14 protein-coding genes are annotated in these 15,765 nt (G+C 72.1%); 6 read left to right on the top strand and 8 right to left on the bottom strand.

Annotation, left to right across the window (positions count from 1 at the left end; translation table 11 throughout):
* The first annotated feature begins 23 nt into the window (after window positions 1-23).
* The 3 genes from V7E46_RS02150 to V7E46_RS02140 are packed head-to-tail and all read left to right on the top strand — an operon-like array spanning window position 24 to window position 3,459.
* Window positions 24-1,025 carry a carbohydrate ABC transporter permease gene (locus tag V7E46_RS02150; protein WP_329174892.1) on the top strand — a complete coding sequence of 334 codons (1,002 nt, stop codon included), beginning with the start codon at window positions 24-26 and terminating at the stop codon, window positions 1,023-1,025.
* Window positions 1,022-1,903 carry a carbohydrate ABC transporter permease gene (locus V7E46_RS02145; protein WP_333766793.1) on the top strand — a complete coding sequence of 294 codons (882 nt, stop codon included), beginning with the start codon at window positions 1,022-1,024 and terminating at the stop codon, window positions 1,901-1,903. Before V7E46_RS02150 ends, V7E46_RS02145 begins: the two co-directional genes overlap by 4 nt.
* A complete protein-coding gene (locus V7E46_RS02140; RefSeq protein WP_333766792.1) occupies window positions 1,900-3,459 on the top strand; it encodes a glycoside hydrolase family 3 protein in 1,560 nt (519 codons plus the stop codon). Before V7E46_RS02145 ends, V7E46_RS02140 begins: the two co-directional genes overlap by 4 nt.
* Window positions 3,460-3,948: 489 nt before the next feature.
* Here V7E46_RS02140 and nagB read toward each other — a convergent pair whose 3' ends face one another.
* The gene (gene nagB, locus V7E46_RS02135) at window positions 3,949-4,734 is read right to left on the bottom strand and encodes a glucosamine-6-phosphate deaminase (RefSeq protein ID WP_333766791.1); all 786 of its coding nucleotides are present in this window, start codon (window positions 4,732-4,734) and stop codon (window positions 3,949-3,951) included.
* 647 nt (window positions 4,735-5,381) lie between these two features.
* On the opposite strand from nagB, the gene V7E46_RS02130 reads away from it, so the two are divergent.
* Window positions 5,382-6,830 (top strand): sensor histidine kinase, encoded by a 1,449-nt coding sequence (locus V7E46_RS02130; protein WP_333766816.1) that lies wholly within the window; start codon window positions 5,382-5,384, stop codon window positions 6,828-6,830.
* Window positions 6,831-6,953: 123 nt separating this feature from the next.
* Here V7E46_RS02130 and V7E46_RS02125 read toward each other — a convergent pair whose 3' ends face one another.
* A complete protein-coding gene (locus V7E46_RS02125) occupies window positions 6,954-7,211 on the bottom strand; it encodes a WhiB family transcriptional regulator (protein ID WP_031520293.1) in 258 nt (85 codons plus the stop codon).
* 320 nt (window positions 7,212-7,531) lie between these two features.
* On the bottom strand, window positions 7,532-8,500 hold the full coding sequence (locus V7E46_RS02120; RefSeq protein WP_329174884.1) for a diacylglycerol/lipid kinase family protein: 969 nt from the start codon (window positions 8,498-8,500) through the stop codon (window positions 7,532-7,534).
* Between the two features lie 48 nt (window positions 8,501-8,548).
* Between V7E46_RS02120 and V7E46_RS02115 the strand changes: the two genes are divergently transcribed.
* Complete coding sequence (locus V7E46_RS02115; protein WP_333766790.1) at window positions 8,549-9,019, top strand: hypothetical protein; 471 nt, start codon at window positions 8,549-8,551, stop codon at window positions 9,017-9,019.
* Between the two features lie 36 nt (window positions 9,020-9,055).
* Here V7E46_RS02115 and V7E46_RS02110 read toward each other — a convergent pair whose 3' ends face one another.
* From V7E46_RS02110 to V7E46_RS02095, 4 genes are all read right to left on the bottom strand, one after another.
* Complete coding sequence (locus V7E46_RS02110) at window positions 9,056-10,183, bottom strand: RNA polymerase sigma factor SigF (RefSeq protein ID WP_333766789.1); 1,128 nt, start codon at window positions 10,181-10,183, stop codon at window positions 9,056-9,058.
* A 107-nt stretch (window positions 10,184-10,290) separates the two neighbouring features.
* Window positions 10,291-10,704: an anti-sigma regulatory factor gene (locus V7E46_RS02105; protein WP_033171796.1), complete on the bottom strand. Its 414-nt coding sequence runs from the start codon at window positions 10,702-10,704 to the stop codon at window positions 10,291-10,293.
* A 220-nt stretch (window positions 10,705-10,924) separates the two neighbouring features.
* Entirely contained in the window at window positions 10,925-11,449 is a 525-nt protein-coding gene (locus tag V7E46_RS02100; RefSeq protein WP_333766788.1) for a GNAT family N-acetyltransferase, read from the bottom strand.
* Between the two features lie 55 nt (window positions 11,450-11,504).
* Window positions 11,505-12,407 (bottom strand): 1-aminocyclopropane-1-carboxylate deaminase/D-cysteine desulfhydrase, encoded by a 903-nt coding sequence (locus V7E46_RS02095; RefSeq protein ID WP_333766787.1) that lies wholly within the window; start codon window positions 12,405-12,407, stop codon window positions 11,505-11,507.
* Between the two features lie 151 nt (window positions 12,408-12,558).
* On the opposite strand from V7E46_RS02095, the gene V7E46_RS02090 reads away from it, so the two are divergent.
* On the top strand, window positions 12,559-13,452 hold the full coding sequence (locus V7E46_RS02090; RefSeq protein ID WP_329174871.1) for a MurR/RpiR family transcriptional regulator: 894 nt from the start codon (window positions 12,559-12,561) through the stop codon (window positions 13,450-13,452).
* 131 nt (window positions 13,453-13,583) lie between these two features.
* On the opposite strand, the gene V7E46_RS02085 is transcribed toward V7E46_RS02090, so the two are convergent.
* Window positions 13,584-15,608, bottom strand: coding sequence for an N-acetylmuramoyl-L-alanine amidase (locus V7E46_RS02085; protein WP_333766786.1), 2,025 nt, complete (start codon window positions 15,606-15,608; stop codon window positions 13,584-13,586).
* Window positions 15,609-15,765 lie beyond the last annotated feature (157 nt).

Here is a 15,765-nt window from a genome sequence, read left to right as displayed (position 1 = left end):
CCGGGACCGCTGAGGAGCACGTGATGAGTGCCGCTGATACCACCACCACCAAGGTGCCGCCGCCGCGGCACTCATCACCTCCCGGGCGCGGCCCCGGGAGAGCCCGCGCCGCGTCACGCGGCCGCAGGGTCAAGCTCGGCCGGACGCTCACGCCCTGGCTGCTGCTGGCGCCCTGCATCCTCGTCCTGGTGCTCGTCCTCGGCTACCCGCTGATCAAGCTGGGCACGCTGTCCTTCCAGGACTACAAGAAGCCCCAGCTGTGGGGCTTCAAACCGGCCACCTGGGTCGGCTTCGACAACTACCAGGCCATCCTCACCGACCACGAGTTCTGGTCGGTCGTGGTCAGGACCGTGCTGTTCGCGGCGAGCGCGGTGCTGCTCACCATGGTGATCGGCATGCTGGTCGCCCTGCTGCTCCAGCGGGTCTCCGGCTGGGTCCGCACCCTGATCAACATCGCCCTGGTCGCCAGCTGGGCGATGCCGGTGGTGGTCGCCGTCACCGTCTTCAAGTGGATGTTCGACAGTGACTACGGCGTCGTCAACTGGACGCTCAGCCAGCTGCCGGGCGTCGACTACAGCGGCCACAACTGGTTCGCGTCCGGCCCCGAGGGGCTGGGCGTGATCATGCTCCAAGTGGTCTGGGGCGCGATCCCGTTCGTGGTGATCACCCTCAGCGCCGGCCTCACCCAGGTCCCCAAGGAGCTGGAGGAGGCGGCCAGGCTGGACGGCGCCGACGCCTTCGGGGTCTTCCGCTACGTGACCTTCCCGATCATCAAGCCGCTGGTCGTGATGATGACGACCCTGTCGGTGATCTGGGACATGGGCGTCTTCGCCCAGGTGTGGCTGATGCGCGGCGGCCACCCCGAACCCGAGTTCCAGCTGCTCACCACCTACTCGTACGAGAAGGCGTTCGGCGTCAACGACTACGCCACCGGATCCGCCATCGCCCTGCTCACCGTGCTGCTGCTGCTCGGTGTGGTCGCGGTGTACATGCGGCAGATGCTGAAGATCGGAGAGGTGGAATGAGCGCGCTGACCTCGCGGCCGACCGCCGCCCCCACACGGCTGGACGCGGTGAACCGCCGCCGCCGCAACACCAAACTGGGCTGGAACCTGCTGGGCCTGGTGGTCTTCGCGATGACCGCCTTCCCGGTCTACTGGATGATCAACACGGCGTTCAAACCGGCCAAGGACGCCATCGACCCGCACCCGCACTTCTTCCCGCTGCCGGTCTCGCTGGAGAACTTCCGCCGGGCGCTGAACATCAGCGACTTCTGGGGCCCGGTCGAGCGCAGCCTCATCGTCAGCGCCAGCACCGTGGTGATCGGCGCGGTCATCGGGCTGCTCGCGGCGCTGGCCATCTCCCGCTTCGCCTTCCGGGGCCGCAAGGTCGTCATCGTCGGCATCCTGACCGTGCAGATGGTGCCGCTGGTCGCGATGATCATCCCGGTCTTCCTGCTGCTCAACCAGATCCACCAGATCGACAAGCTGTCGGGCCTGGTCCTGACGTACCTGACCTTCATCCTGCCCTTCACCGTCTGGACGTTGCGCGGCTTCATCGTCAACATCCCCAAGGAGCTGGAGGAAGCCGCCATGGTGGACGGCTGCAGCCGCACCGGCGCCTTCATGCGGGTGGTCTTCCCGCTGCTGGCCCCCGGCCTGGTCGCCACCTCCATCTACGGCTTCATCCAGGCGTGGAACGAGTTCCTCTACGCCCTGCTGGTGATGAGCCAGGACCACCAGACCGCCACCGTGTGGCTGGGCTCCTTCACCACCCAGCACGGAACCGAGTACGCGCCGATGATGGCCGGGTCCACGATGATGGGTATCCCCGTGGTGATCCTGTTCCTGCTCGTCCAGCGCAAGATGGCCGCCGGCCTCACGGCCGGGGCGGTGAAGGGATGACCGTCATTTCCACCGACACGCCTGCGGAACTCCTGGTCCGCGACGCGCTGACCGTCCTGCAGCCCGGTTTCGTCGGCACCACAGCGCCCGAGTGGCTGCTGCGGCAGCTCGCCGAAGGCCTCGGCGCGGTGGCGCTGTTCGCCCGCAACATCGAATCGCCCGAGCAGCTGGCCGCGCTCACGGCCCAGTTGCGGGCGGTACGGTCCGATGTGCTGGTCGCGGCCGACGAAGAGGGCGGCGACGTCACCCGCCTTGAGGCACGCGGCGGCTCCTCCTTCCCCGGCAACCTCGCGCTCGGCGCGGTCGACGACGTGAAGCTGACCCGCGCGGTCGCCACCGAACTCGGCCGCCGGCTCGCCGAATGCGGGGTGAACCTCAACTGGGCGCCGTCCGCCGACGTCAACTCCGACCCGGACAACCCGGTCATCGGGGTCCGCTCCTTCGGCGCCGACCCCGACCTCGTGGCCCGCAACACCGCCGCCTACGTCGAGGGCCTCCAGTCCGCCGGGGTCGCCGCGTGCGTCAAGCACTTCCCGGGCCACGGCGACACCGCCACCGACTCGCACCACGCGCTGCCGCGTATCGACGTGGACCTCGCGACGCTGCACGCCCGCGAACTCGTGCCCTTCCGGGCCGCGTTGGCGGCCGGGACCAAGGTCGTGATGAGCGCGCACATCCTGGTGCCCGCGCTCGACCCCGACCTGCCCGCGACGCTGAGCGCCGCCGCGCTCACCGGCCTGCTGCGCGCGCCGCGCGAGAACGGCGGCCTGGGCTACGACGGCCTCATCGTCACCGACGGCATCGAGATGCAGGCGATCGCCGCCACGTACGGCATCGAGCGCGGCACCGTCATGGCGCTGGCCGCCGGGGCCGACGCGATCTGCGTCGGCGGCGGCCTCGCCGACGAGCAGACCGTCCATGCGCTGCGCGACGCGATCGTGGCCGCCGTCGGCTCCGGGGACCTCTCCCGCGAGCGGCTCGCCGACGCCGCGGCCCGGGTCCGCGAGCTGGCCGCCTGGGCGGCCGACCGGCGGCCGGGTGCAGCGGAGGGGACCGCACCCGGCCCCGCATCCTCCGACGGCTTCGGCTCCGCCTCCGAGGTCGGCCTCGAAGCCGCCAGGCGGGCGCTGCGGGTGACCCGCGCGCCCGGCTTCGCGGCACTGGACTCAGCGCCGTACGTGGCCGCGTTCACGCCGGTGGCCAACATCGCGGTCGGCGAGGACACGCCGTGGGGCGTGGCAGCCGAGCTGGAACGGCTGCTGGCCGGCACCGAGACGGCGACGTTCCGCGCGGCGGACGCGGGCGGGCCCGACTTCCTCGCGGGCGTGCTCGGCGCGGCCGGCGGTCGGCGGATCGTCGCCGTGGTCCGCGACGTGCACCGGCACGGGTGGATGGCCGAGGCGCTGAGCGGCCTCGTGGCCGCGCGGCCCGACACGGTCGTCGTCGAGATGGGCGTCCCGCAGGCCCCGCCGTGCGGCTCCCTCCACGTCGCCACGCACGGCGCCGCGCGCGTCTGCGGTGAGGCCGCGGCCGAGGCGATCGTCACGGCTCGCTGACCCCGGACGAGGTCTGTACGGTCACCACCGGGGTACGGTGCGCCCCGGGCCCGCGGTGCCGCCGCGGGCGGCTGCCCCGCGCACCGGCGGTCCGCCTGCGGCCGACGGCGCCGCTGGGTGAGCGCCCCGTGCGGCGCGCTGCCTGTCGGCCCCACCGTCCTCGCCTTGTCGCGCGGTTCCCCGCGCCCCTACGGTCCTCGTCCTCCGCCGTGGAGGGCAGCCCCCGGGGGCGCGGGGAACTGCGCGCGCAGCCACGACGAAGCCGTCGTGTGGCCACGGCGGTCACCACCCCGGGGGCGCGGGGAACTGCGCGCGCAGCCACGACGGCGCGGCATGCGACAGGCCTCCGCAAGGGGCAGCCCTCCAGGGGCGCGGGGAACCGCGCGACAAGCCGCGGCGAACCGTCGTGGGGAGACGGGCAGCCACCGCCCCGGATGGTGACACGTACCCCCGGAGCGGCGGCACCGCCGCAAGAGCGCCTGGTCGGGGCTAGAGCCCCTGCCAGGCGGGCTTGGAGGCGTAGGTGGCCCGGAAGTACGGCGCAAGCTTCAGCTTCGAGGCAGCCGCCTCGTCCACGATCACCGTCGCATGCGCGTGCAACTGCAGCGCCGACGCCGGAACAACCGCCGAGACCGGCCCCTCGACGGTCGCCGCGACCGCCTCCGCCTTGCCCTCACTGGTCGCGAGCAGCACCAGGTGCCGGGCCTCGAGGATCGTGCCGATGCCCTGCGTGATGACGTGGTGCGGCACCGCCGCGATGTCACCGCCGAAGAAGCGGGCGTTGTCGATCCGGGTCTGCTCCGTGAGCGTCTTGATCCTGGTGCGGGAGGCGAGCGACGAGCAGGGCTCGTTGAAGCCGATGTGCCCGTCCGTGCCGATGCCGAGCAGCTGGAGATCGACCCCGCCGGCGGCGGCGAGCGCGGCGTCGTAGGCCTCGCACGCGGCCTGCACGTCGTCGGCGGCACCGTCGGGACCCATGAAGGACTCGGGGGACAGGCCGAGCGGTTCGACGACTTCGCGCAGTACGACCGAGCGGTACGACTCCGGGTGGCCGGTGGGTAGGCCCACGTACTCGTCCAGCTGGCAGACCCTGGCCCGTGAGGCGTCCACCGCACCGTCGTGCACCCTGGCGGCGAGGGCTGTGTAGACGGGCAGCGGAGTGGAACCGGTGGCCACGCCGAGCAGCGCGTCCGGCTTGCGGCGGAGCAGCGCGGCCATGGCCTCCGCGATGATGTCGCCGCCTGCCGCGGCGTCCGGGACGATGACAACTTCCACGCTGGGCCTGCCGTTCTGGAGAGGTGAGTGTGGTATAGACCAATCTACCAGGTGGGCACCCCTGCCCCCGGGCCGCCCCGGGGCAGGGGCGGCAGAAACGGTCATGGACCGGGGGATCGTCGCGGCCGGCGGCCGAACCGGATTTCCCTGCGATGGCGAAGGCCGCAGAAGCAGGGGCGTGGCGGCTCGCCGACGCTTTCCCTGGGGTCCGCCGGGGCCGGGGAGCCGAAGGGCGCGCCGGGCAGGGGTCCCCGGACGAAGCCTGGGGAGCCCGGCGGCGGGTTGCCGGCGGAAAGAGGCCTGTCACTTCGGGCCGCGGTGCCGGGAGAGGACCCTCAGCCTCTCCAGCACCGCAGCCCGGAGCTGATGTCGGCGCCCGTGGCCGGCGGGGTGTGCGGTCCCCGCAGGCCCGATAGGGGCCGACCACGAGGCGGCGGCGTAGTCAGGGCAGAGAACGCCTCGCCTCGGTCCGCGCTCCTGTGCGGGGAGCCCGGAGGTCTTGTATGGAGCCATTGTGGACTAGACCATTAGTCGTTGTCCATGGGTGGGCCACGGATGTTCGTACCCGGCCCGAACAAATAGTGCCCGTAAACCGCGCGTCGCGCACCCCCCTCGGGCCGACGGGTACGCTCGCAGACGTGCCCTCCATGAACGACCTCGTCCGCGAGCACACCGCGCTCGACGCCTCCGACCTCGAATGGCTCCATCTGCTGGTCTCGGAGTGGCAACTGCTCTCCGACCTGTCCTTTGCGGATCTGGTGCTGTGGGTGCCCACCCGGGACGGCTCGCGCTATGTCTCGGTCGCCCAGATGCGCCCCAACACCGGGCCGACCTCGTACCAGGACGACATGGTGGGGCACCTGGTGCCGCGCGGTCGGCGGCCACTGCTGGACGCGGCGCTCGACGAGGGCCGGATCGTCCGGGAGGGCGACCCGGAGTGGCGCGAGGAGGTGCCGGTGCGGGTCGAGTCCATCCCGGTGCGCCGGGACGGCCGGGTGCTCGGGGTGATCGCCCGCAACACCAACCTGCTGACCGTCCGCACGCCGAGCCGGCTGGAGCTCACCTATCTGCAGAGCGCCAGCGACCTCGCCCAGATGATCGCGGCCGGCGCCTTCCCCTTCCCTGCCGAGCAGGTCGACATGGACGCCTCGCCGCGGGCCGGCGACGGGCTGATCCGGCTCGACGCCGACGGAATCGTGCAGTACGCCAGCCCCAACGCGCTGTCCGCCTACCACCGGCTCGGCCTCGCCGCCGACCTGGTCGGCCACCACCTGGGCAAGGCCACCGCCGAACTCGCCCCCGCCCGCGGCCCGGTGGACGAGGCGCTGGTCAAGCTGGCCAGCGGCTGGGCGCCGCGGGAGTTCGAGGTCGAGGGCGGCGACGGCGTCATCCAGCTGCGCGCGATCCCGCTCAAGCCCAAGGGCGTCCACACCGGCTCCCTGGTGCTGCTCCGCGACGTCACCGAACTGCGGCGGCGCGAACGGGAGTTGATGACCAAGGACGCCACCATCCGGGAGATCCACCACCGGGTGAAGAACAACCTCCAGACGGTCGCGGCCCTGCTGCGGCTCCAGGCCCGCCGGATGGACTCCGACAGCGCCCGTGAGGCGCTGGAGGAGGCGGTACGCCGGGTCGGCTCGATCGCCATCGTGCACGAGACGCTGTCTCAGACTCTGGACGAGCGGGTCGAGTTCGACGAGATCGCCGACCGGGTGCTGGCGATGGTGTCCGAGATCTCACCCGGCCGGGTCACCGCCCGGCGCGGCGGCCGGTTCGGCATCCTCACCGCGGAGATCGCCACCCCGCTGTCGATGGTGCTCACCGAACTGCTGCAGAACGCCCTCGAACACGGCTTCGGTCCCGGCGAGTCGGGCAGCGTGGACATCACCGCGACCCGCGGCCGGGAGCTGATCACCATCACCGTCCAGGACGACGGCCGCGGCCTGCCGCCCGGCTTCGACGCCCAGCAGGCCGGCAATCTCGGCCTGCAGATCGTCCGCACCCTGGTCGTCGGCGAGTTGGGCGGCACCTTCGACATGCTGCCCGCCCCGGTCCGCGGCACCCGGGTGGTTCTCGAACTGCCCCTGGCGAGCTGAGAGTTCGCGCCGGACGCGGATACGCGAAGGCCCCCGTACCGTCATTGGTACGGGGGCCTTCGGATGCTGTGTGCTGCGCGTGTGACAGGTGCTGCGCGCTGCGGCTCGGTAGGAAGGCGCCTGTCAGGCGCTGGCGTTGCGGGCCCGGTTGCGGGCGGCGCGGCGCTTCATTGCGCGACGCTCGTCCTCGCTGAGGCCACCCCAGACACCGGCGTCCTGGCCGCTCTCCAGTGCCCACTGCAAGCACTGCTCCATGACGGGGCAGCGGCGGCAGACGGCCTTTGCTTCCTCGATCTGCAGCAGCGCAGGACCGGTGTTGCCGATGGGGAAGAAGAGCTCGGGGTCTTCCTCGCGGCAAACGGCGCGGTGACGCCAGTCCATGGCTGCTCCAACTCCTTGTGTGACAAGCACGTTGCTTGTGAATGTGAACGCTTTCACGAATCCCTTCACAGCGAACGGGACGCCACCCAGTCTTCACTGGTGCAGTCCCGCAGGTGTGAGGTGGAAGATTCGGGCTCTCAAGGGGGCCGGTTGGTCGGCCGTCCCGATCGCCACCTAGAGACTCGCAAACCTCGGCGGGAGATACAACCCCTTCAGGAAAGTTTTTTTTGATTCCTCGGTGTCGCCTCAATCACAGCCGTACTTCCATGGGGTGCAGGGCAGCCTAAACGTTCGAGTAAAAGGACTTTAGGCTCTTCGACTTACACAATCACACGCAGTGCACGGCGTACGCCTGTGAAGCTCGCGCTCGTACGCAGCCCCAGGTGGTCACCGTCCACCTGGAACGGCAATGCGGCCTGCGATTGCAAGGTGAAGTCCGTCAGATCGTGCAGGGCCACCGTGTGCTTGCCGCGAGGCCCCCGCTCCGGAGTGGAACGGAGCAGCTGCGCCGCGTAACGCGTGCCCGACAAGGTGGACATCTTACTGACACCCAGCAGGTCAAGGGCGGTGTCGAAGGACGCGTCGGGGGAGGCGTACACCGGCCGGTTGCCCAGATACGTCCATGGCGCGGTGTTGCACACTATCGCCGTCATCAGCCCGGCCACCGGCTCCTCGCCGGGGCGCTCCAGCGTGATCGTGCCGTGCCTGCGGTGCTGGTCGGCGACGAACTGCCGGGCCACCTGGCGCAGATACAGCGCATGCGTCGAACGTTTGCCCAACTCCCGCTGCTGCTCCACCCGCCCGACCACCCCGGCGTCGAAGCCGAGCCCCGCGCAGAAGGTGAACCACCGGTCGGGCACCCCCTCGTCCTCGGTGCCGGGCGTGCCGCTCACCAGGCCCAGGCCGACCGTACGCGACGATCCGGCGCGCAGGGCGTCCAGCAGGGCGCCGGTGGCCTCCACGGCGTCGTTGGGCAGCCCCAGGGCCCTGGCGAAGACGTTCGTCGACCCGCCGGGCACCACGGCGAGCTGCGGCAGCCGGTCGGGGTCGGGGCCGTGGTGCAGCAGGCCGTTGACGATCTCGTTGACGGTGCCGTCGCCGCCGAGGGAGACCACGAGTTCGACCTCGCCGCCCTCCACCGCCCGGCGCGCCAGGTCCCGCGCGTGCCCGCGGTATTCGGTGGTCGCGACCTCCAGCTTCAGATCACTGGCCAGTGCGGTGCTGATCACGTCACGGACCCGCGCGCTGGTGGTGGTCGCGGCAGGATTGACGACGAGAAGAGCACGCATGCCCGATAGCGTACCTACGCTTTTTCGCATCGGGCTACGCTGAGTGGTGTGAGCCAGAGCCCCCGCGACCCCTCGCCCGAGCCTTCCGCCGCCGCCGCGACGTCCGCCGCGGCCTCCAGCGGGGCGCCCGCCGCCGCACCGGCCGGGCGGCCGACCCCGCGGCTGATCGGGGCCGCGGCCATCGCCGGCCTCGAAGGGCTCGCGGTCGCCGCGTGGGGCGTCACGATGTTCTTCACCGACAGCCACAACGCGGTGCTCGCGGGGCTGACGGTGCTGGTCCTGGCGGCGCTGCCGCTGGCCGCGGCCCACGGGCTGCGCAAGGCGCGGCGCTGGAGCCGCGGGCCCGCGCTGATCATGCAGCTGCTTGCGCTGCCGATCGCCTGGACGATGCTGCACTCCTCGGGGGCGGTGGTCGGGGGCGGTGTCTTCCTCGGCGCCCTCGCGATCGCAGGGCTGGTCCTGCTGGTCCACCCGTCGACCACCGACGCACTCGGCATCCGCCGCACCACCACCCCCTGACCTGCCCCGACCCGGCTGTCCCGCCCCGGGGAGCGGTTACTCCTCGATCAGGAGCTTGTCGCGCAGCTGCGCCAGGGTGCGGGCGAGAAGGCGGGAGACGTGCATCTGGGAGATGCCGACCTCCTGCGCGATCTGCGACTGGGTCATGTTCCCGAAGAACCGCAGCAGCAGGATCGTCTTCTCCCGGGGCGGCAGCTGTTCGAGCAGCGGCTTGAGGGATTCGCGGTATTCGACGCCTTCCAGCGCCTCGTCCTCGGAGCCGAGGGTGTCGGCGACGGCCGGCGACTCGTCGTCGGTGTCGGGCACGTCCAGCGACAGCGTGCTGTACGCGTTCGCGGACTCCAGGCCTTCGAGGACCTCCTCCTCGGAGATCTTGAGGTGCTCGGCCAGCTCGTGGACGGTCGGGGCGCGGCCGTGCCGCTGGGACAGCTCACCGGTCGCGGTGGTGAGGGCGAGCCGCAGCTCCTGGAGGCGGCGCGGCACCCGTACCGCCCAGCCCTTGTCACGGAAGTGACGTTTGATCTCGCCGACCACCGTCGGGGTGGCGTACGTGGAGAATTCCACCCCGCGGTCGACGTCGAAGCGGTCCACGGACTTGATCAGCCCGATCGTGGCGACCTGGGTGAGGTCGTCCAGCGGCTCGCCGCGGTTGCGGAACCGCCGGGCCAGGTGCTCGACCAGCGGCAGATGCATCCTGACCAGCTGGTTGCGCAGCTCGGCCCGCTCGGGCGAGCCGTCGGGCAGCTTGCTCAGCTCGACGAAGAGCGCCCGCGCGCCGGCCCGGTCGTGCGGGTCGTGCACCGCCGGCCGCTCCTCGGCCGGCTCGGCGGCGTCTGCGGTCCCGGCCTGCCTGTCCTCCGGCGACTGCTCCGGTTCTTCCGCCGGTGGCTCCTCCGCCCGCTGTCCCGGCTGCTCTTGCGGGTGCTGTGCCGGCTGCTGCTCCATCGTCTTCGCCTGCTCCGCCGCGTCCAATGCGTCCCCTGGGGTCTGCCCGCCCACGGGTTCGGGATGGGGCCTGGCCGCGTCGCCTGCCGCTTGCGGCCGCCCGGCCGGACCCGAGGGGTCCGGCTGCTGGGCGGGTACGGAGGCGCGACCGCGCACCGCGGGCACGTCGTGCTCCGCGGGTGTGCCGGGGTTCTCCCCCCGGGACAGCTCAGCACTCATGGCGATTCCCCGTCTTCCTGCACGGTTGTACCGTCACCGGCCCGCGGGTGGGCCGGGACGCGCTGACCCTGACGACGTCGGCGGCGGCGCCGCCCTGTCCGCGATCCTCACGACAGCCCTGGAACAGCGCCGCGCTTCTTGTGCAGACTGATGCTGACCGTCTTGTCCTCGGCCACGGTGGAGTCCACCTCGCCGGCCAGTGCGGAGAGCACCGTCCAGGCGAAGGTGTCGCGCTCCGGTGCGCGGCCGTCGGTGGTGGGCGCCGCAACCGTCACCCACAGCGAATCCCCGACCAGCCGGAACACACAGCTCAGCACGCTGCCGGGCACGGCCTGCTGCAGCAGGATCGCGCATGCCTCGTCCACGGCGATCCGCAGATCCTCGATTTCGTCGAGGGTGAAGTCCAATCGGGCCGCGAGACCGGCCGTGGCCGTCCGCAAGACCGACAGATACGCCCCCGCCGCGGGCAGCCGGACCTCGACGAAGTCCTTCGACCCGGGCTCGCCTGCGCTCTGGGACACCCTCACCTCCAAGGTGGCACACAGTGATTGCTCTGGTTCGCAGCGACGCTATCGCGATCCGCGCCCTGATGTCGCCCGGACGGAGCACGGTCGCCGCCATGGGCGAACCGGTCCGCGGGCCTTGCAGGGGCCGGAAGCGATTCCGTCCTGTCACCCATGGTAAGCGCATGGGCACGGACCGTGGGTCGCGCGGCGGGTTCTCCATTCGCATGCGAATTCGTCAGGTTGTCCGACCGGGCCGCGGCGCGGCGCTGCCGGCACCTTTCCCCGCCTGCCCGGCCAGCTTCTCAAGAGCGGGGCCGGTCAGGCGCTGCACGGTCCACTCGTCCTGCGGCAGGGCGCCGATCGAGCGGTAGACGGCCAGCGCCTTCTCGTTCCAGTCCAGCACCGACCACTCGAAACGCGACCAGCCGCGCTCCACGCAGATCGCCGCGAGCGCGGCCAGCAGGGCCTTGCCGTGGCCGGCCCCGCGCGCCTGCGGGCGTACGTACAGATCCTCCAGATACAGCCCGGGCGTGCCGGTCCAGGTGGAGAAGTTGCGGAACCACAGGGCGAAACCGGCCGGCTCGCCGGTGGTGTCGTCGGCCGCGATCAGCGCGTGCGCCACCGGATCGGCGCCGAACAGCGCGGTACGCAGCTGCTCCTCGGTGGCCTGCGCGTCCGCCAGCGCCCGCTCGTAGTCGGCGAGTTCACGGATCAGGGCGTGCAGGAGCGGCAGGTCGGCGGGGGTCGCGGCGCGGATCATGCCATCAGGTTACGGTCGGACGGTGTGACCGGCGTAAGGGGCGCACAGGGGCACGTCATCCGGTGATCACCGCGGCCACCCGGGTGCCGGCCGGGAAGGCGCCGGCGCCGGCCAGCGTCACCACGCCGTGCAGCATCTTCGCCACGTAGACCCTTTCCGGGTCCAGGCCGTGCCGCCGCCCGAAGTCGGCGGCGAACTCCTCCAGGGCTGGGCTGGTCCTGGCGAAGCCGCCGTGGTGGAAGCGGTCGTCGAGCCGCCAGTTCCCCCGGCGCCCCCCGAAGGCCAGCTCCTGGAGCCGCAGCACGTCGGCGGCCAGGAACGCGCCCCCGCGCAGCACCGGGAAGCCGATCGCCTCGGCGCCCTGCCCCGGCCCGTCCGCGAGGCCCGCGGCCAGCCCCGCGAGCGTGCCGCCCGTGCCGCACGCCACCGCCACCACGTCGGCGGCGCCCCGCAGTTCGCGGCCCAGGTCCGCGCAGCCCACGGCCGCCGCCGTGTTCGACCCGCCCTCCGGCAGGACGTACGCGCGGCCGTGCCGGGCCAGCAGTGACGCCAGCACCGCGGGCTCGGTCTTGCGGCGGTACGTCGCCCGGTCGACGAAGTCCAGCCGCATGCCGTCGGCCGCGGCCCTGGCCAGCGAGGGGTTCAGCGGGCGGTCCGCCAGCTCCTCGCCGCGCACCACCCCGACCGTGCGCAGCCCCAGCAGCCGGCCCGCCGCCGCGACCGCCCGCAGGTGGTTGGAGTAGGCGCCGCCGAAGGTCAGCAGGGTGCCGTGGCCCGCCTCGGCGGCGGCGGCGAGATTGAGCCGCAGTTTGCGGTATTTGTTGCCCGGCAGCTCCGGGTGGATCAGGTCGTCCCGCTTGAGCAGCAGCCGCACACCGTGCCGGGCGAGCCGCTCGTCGGCGACCTCGGTCAGCGGCGACGGCGGCTGCGGTTCCAGGAGTGACGGTGCGGCGCTCACCCGCCCATTGTCACCCGGACGTGTGACAGGTACGCCCGGGGGCGGCCGTCCGGCGGGTTCCGGCCGGAGTGCGGAATTCCGCTCCCCTGGGTCCCAGAAGGGCGTTTCGCGGTGCATCCTTGATGCCGTGTACCAAATAGTTGAGGAGTCATTGACCGACCGATCATGGGACGCCACTGCGTCCAGTGACTCGGCCGACGCGCTCACCGCCATGGTGCGGGGGCTGCTGCCCTCGCTCACCCCCGCCGCGGCCCGGATCGCCTCGCTGATCGTGGAGGACCCGGCGCAGGTCGCCCGCAGTACCATCTCCGAACTCAGCGCACTCGCCGGGACCAGCGAGTCGTCGATCGTGCGCACCGCTCGCGCACTCGGTTTCGCCGGATACCCCGAACTGCGGCTCGCCCTCGCCGCGTCCGCCGCGCGGCAGGCGCCGCGCTCCACGCTCAGCGCCGGCATCACCCCCGAGGACTCGGCTGCGGACGTCATCGGCAAGATCGTCCACACCGAGTCGCAGGCCGTCCAGGAGACCGCGAGCCAGCTCGATCCGGTCGAGCTGGACCAGGCTGTCAGAGCCGTGTGCGGCGGCGGCCAGCTGCACATCGCAGGAGTCGGCGCGTCGGGCCTGGTCGCCCAGGACCTCCAGCAGAAGCTGGCCCGTATCGGGCGGCCGTGCCACGCGCACGGCGACTCGCAGTCCGCGCTCACCAGCGCGGTGCTGCTCGGGCCGGGCGACGTCTTCCTCGCGGTCTCGCACTCCGGCGAGAGCCGCGATGTGCTCGAACCGCTGCGCCGGGCCTCGGCCGAGGGGGCCACGACCGTGGTGATCACCAACCACCCGCTCTCGACGGCCGCCCGGCTGGCCGACCACGTCCTGGTCTCCGCGGGCCGCGAGACCACCTTCCGGCCGGGGGCGATGGCCTCCAGGATCAGCCAGCTCGTGGTGGTCGACTGCCTGTTCGTCTGCGTGGCGCAGCGCACGTTCGAGCGGTCCAGCCGCGCGCTGCGGCTCACCCACGAGGCTCTGGAGAGCGACCGCCCTCTCTAGAGCCGCCCGGGGAGCGCCGGGGGCCATCGGGCCGCGGCCGTGTGGTCCGCCACCGGCCGCGGCCCGCCCCTGTCCCGTCCGCCCCGGCCGCGAGGGCGAGCGCCCTCGCGGTGCCGGGGCCGGCGGCTGCCTCAGGAGGCGGCGGGGACCAGGTCCACGTCGGCGGCGTTCACGAATGCCATCCGGTGGTTGTAGACGATCTCGTACACCTTCGTCGTGCCGACGAAGTCGTGCTGGTCGTACGGCGCCGACCCGTCGTAGTAGATGGCGAAGTAGGAGTCGGTGCGCACGGCCGGACCCGCCGCGACGTACGACTGGCCGGCCGGGATGGAGTATCTGGCGCGGGCCAGCTGCGCGCGGGGGGCGCCGCCCTCGAAGGCGATGAAGTCCGGCGGATAGACCGAGGCTTCGGGGTAGGCCGTGGTGTAGACGGGGACGGACGTGGCGCCGGCCTTGGGGACGATGCGGGCGGCCCGCACCGGGACGGTCGCCGGGTGGGCGGCGGAGTCCTGGAGCCAGGCCTTGGCGCCGCCCCACCAGATCGCCGTCCAGCCGGGTACGCGGTCGGCGACGACGTACTGCTCGCCCGCCGGGGCCTTGTCACCCCAGTCGTTCATGGCGCTGGTCCCGGCGGAGCCGTCCGGGTGCAGGTACGGGTCGGCGACCAGCGGGGCCGAGGTGCTCGGGGCGGTGCGCAGCGGGACGAAGGACGCGGGCGCGCTCTGCGAGGTCGCCGGGCAGTCGAAGCTGCGGTAGGGGCCGGGGAAGCGCTTGTAGCCCTGGACGTCGTCGCAGTAGGTGGTGGTCTGCGGGTTGCGGGCGTAGCCCGGCTTGATCGCCACGACGTCGCTGCCCTGGTGGGCGGTCGCCCGGATCGGCGCGCCGAGCAGGTCGAAGAAGTGCTCCCAGTCCCAGCCGGGTCCGGGGTCCCAGTGCTGGGTGGCGATGCCGCTCTCGGTGCCGCCGGGTACATTGTCGTGGCCGAGGATGTGGGCGCGGTCCAGCGGGATGTGGTACTCCGCGGCCAGGTAGCGCACCAGCGAGGCGGTGGAGCGGTAGAGGTTCTCGCTGAACCAGGCGGCGCCGTGGGTGGCCCAGCCCTCCTGCTCGATGGCGATGGAGTGCTGGTAGAAGGACCGGTTGGCGCTGTCCCAGGCGATGTCCTTGGTCGGGATCATCTGGGTGACCTGGCCGTCCTGGGACCGTACGACGTAGTGGGCGCCGGCCGCGTACGTCGGGTCGTTGAAGAGGTCGAGGGTGCCGTCGTAGGTCTCGTCGGTGCTGTGCAGGGTGATGTAGCGGATGTCGAGGTCGCCGTTCGGGCGGTCGGCGAGGTCGTGGCTGCCGTAGTCGGCGGGATTCGACGGGTCGAGCAGCGTGTACGCGCCCGGTATGACGTCGCAGTGCAGCGACTTGGGGCATTCGGCGGGCGTGCTGCTGCGCGGCGGGGTGACCTCGGTCAGCCCGAGCTTGCGCACATCGCCGCGGTCCGGGTGCAGCCCGCGGACCGGCGCCAGGGTGATCAGCTGGCCGTCGGCGGTGGTGCGGGTGGCCCCGGCGCCCAGGGTGGACCACACGCCGTCGGCGAAGGCCTGGGCGACCTTGTCCTCGGTGGACTGGCTGTAGCGGGCCGCGGCGGCGTACCAGCCGTCGGTGGTGCGCGGCAGCCGGCCGTGCCCGTAGCCCTTCGCGTACGAGGCGAGCAGGGCCGCGCCGCCGCGGATGTTCTGCGCCTCGTCGCCCGTCACGTCCGCGGTGGCGGCGCCCAGCAGGTGGGCCGCGGCCGCCGCGGTGTGCTCGGCGGGGGCGGTGAGCAGCTCGGCGTAGCGCGGCGACCGGGTGCTCAGCCCGTCCGCGTCCAGCACCGCGGCGGTCAGGTCGGTGAGGTTCATCGGACCGTGGCCCGCCTCGGCGTTGGACTGCCCGGCGTGCGCCTCCCAGCGGGTCTCGTAGAAGGAGACCGCTTCGAGCACGGGCAGCGGTACGCCGAACTCCTGCGCCGCCGCGGTGAATTCCGCCTGCCTGACAGTCTGCGGGCCGGCGGCCCCGGCCGCGGTCGTGGTGACCGCGGTCACCGACAGGCCGGCCAGCAGGGACAGGGCGGCGGCCAGGGACAGGGCGCGCCGGTGGCGGGTGGGTCCGTTCGGGCGGTGCATCCAGGCTCCTCGCGTTGCGGGTTGTGCGTGCGCGGACAGAAGTGCTGGGCGCAGCCTGTCGAGGCGGACTGGAAGTAAGCAACACCATGTGCGTAAATCCTGAAAGTTTTTGCCATTCCCTGGTCCCGTCCCCCTGCCGCCCCTCTGCCGTCCCCCT

The organism is Streptomyces sp. IBSBF 2435 (assembly GCF_036815005.1).
In the GTDB taxonomy this organism is placed as follows: domain Bacteria; phylum Actinomycetota; class Actinomycetes; order Streptomycetales; family Streptomycetaceae; genus Actinacidiphila.
Note: the sequence above shows the minus strand (reverse complement) of the source record. Positions and strands in the feature narration are given on the sequence as shown.

Excerpts from the sequence above, each read along its gene's own strand:
- V7E46_RS02120 (WP_329174884.1), bottom strand. The coding sequence starts at position 8,500 with ATGCGTGCTCTTCTCGTCGTCAATCCTGCCGCGACCACCACCAGCGCG.
- V7E46_RS02130 (WP_333766816.1), top strand. The coding sequence starts at position 5,382 with ATGAACGACCTCGTCCGCGAGCACACCGCGCTCGACGCCTCCGACCTC.
- V7E46_RS02150 (WP_329174892.1), top strand. The coding sequence starts at position 24 with ATGAGTGCCGCTGATACCACCACCACCAAGGTGCCGCCGCCGCGGCAC.
- V7E46_RS02110 (WP_333766789.1), bottom strand. The coding sequence starts at position 10,183 with ATGAGTGCTGAGCTGTCCCGGGGGGAGAACCCCGGCACACCCGCGGAG.
- V7E46_RS02140 (WP_333766792.1), top strand. The coding sequence starts at position 1,900 with ATGACCGTCATTTCCACCGACACGCCTGCGGAACTCCTGGTCCGCGAC.
- V7E46_RS02100 (WP_333766788.1), bottom strand. The coding sequence starts at position 11,449 with ATGATCCGCGCCGCGACCCCCGCCGACCTGCCGCTCCTGCACGCCCTG.
- V7E46_RS02145 (WP_333766793.1), top strand. The coding sequence starts at position 1,022 with ATGAGCGCGCTGACCTCGCGGCCGACCGCCGCCCCCACACGGCTGGAC.
- V7E46_RS02125 (WP_031520293.1), bottom strand. The coding sequence starts at position 7,211 with ATGGACTGGCGTCACCGCGCCGTTTGCCGCGAGGAAGACCCCGAGCTC.
- V7E46_RS02085 (WP_333766786.1), bottom strand. The coding sequence starts at position 15,608 with ATGCACCGCCCGAACGGACCCACCCGCCACCGGCGCGCCCTGTCCCTG.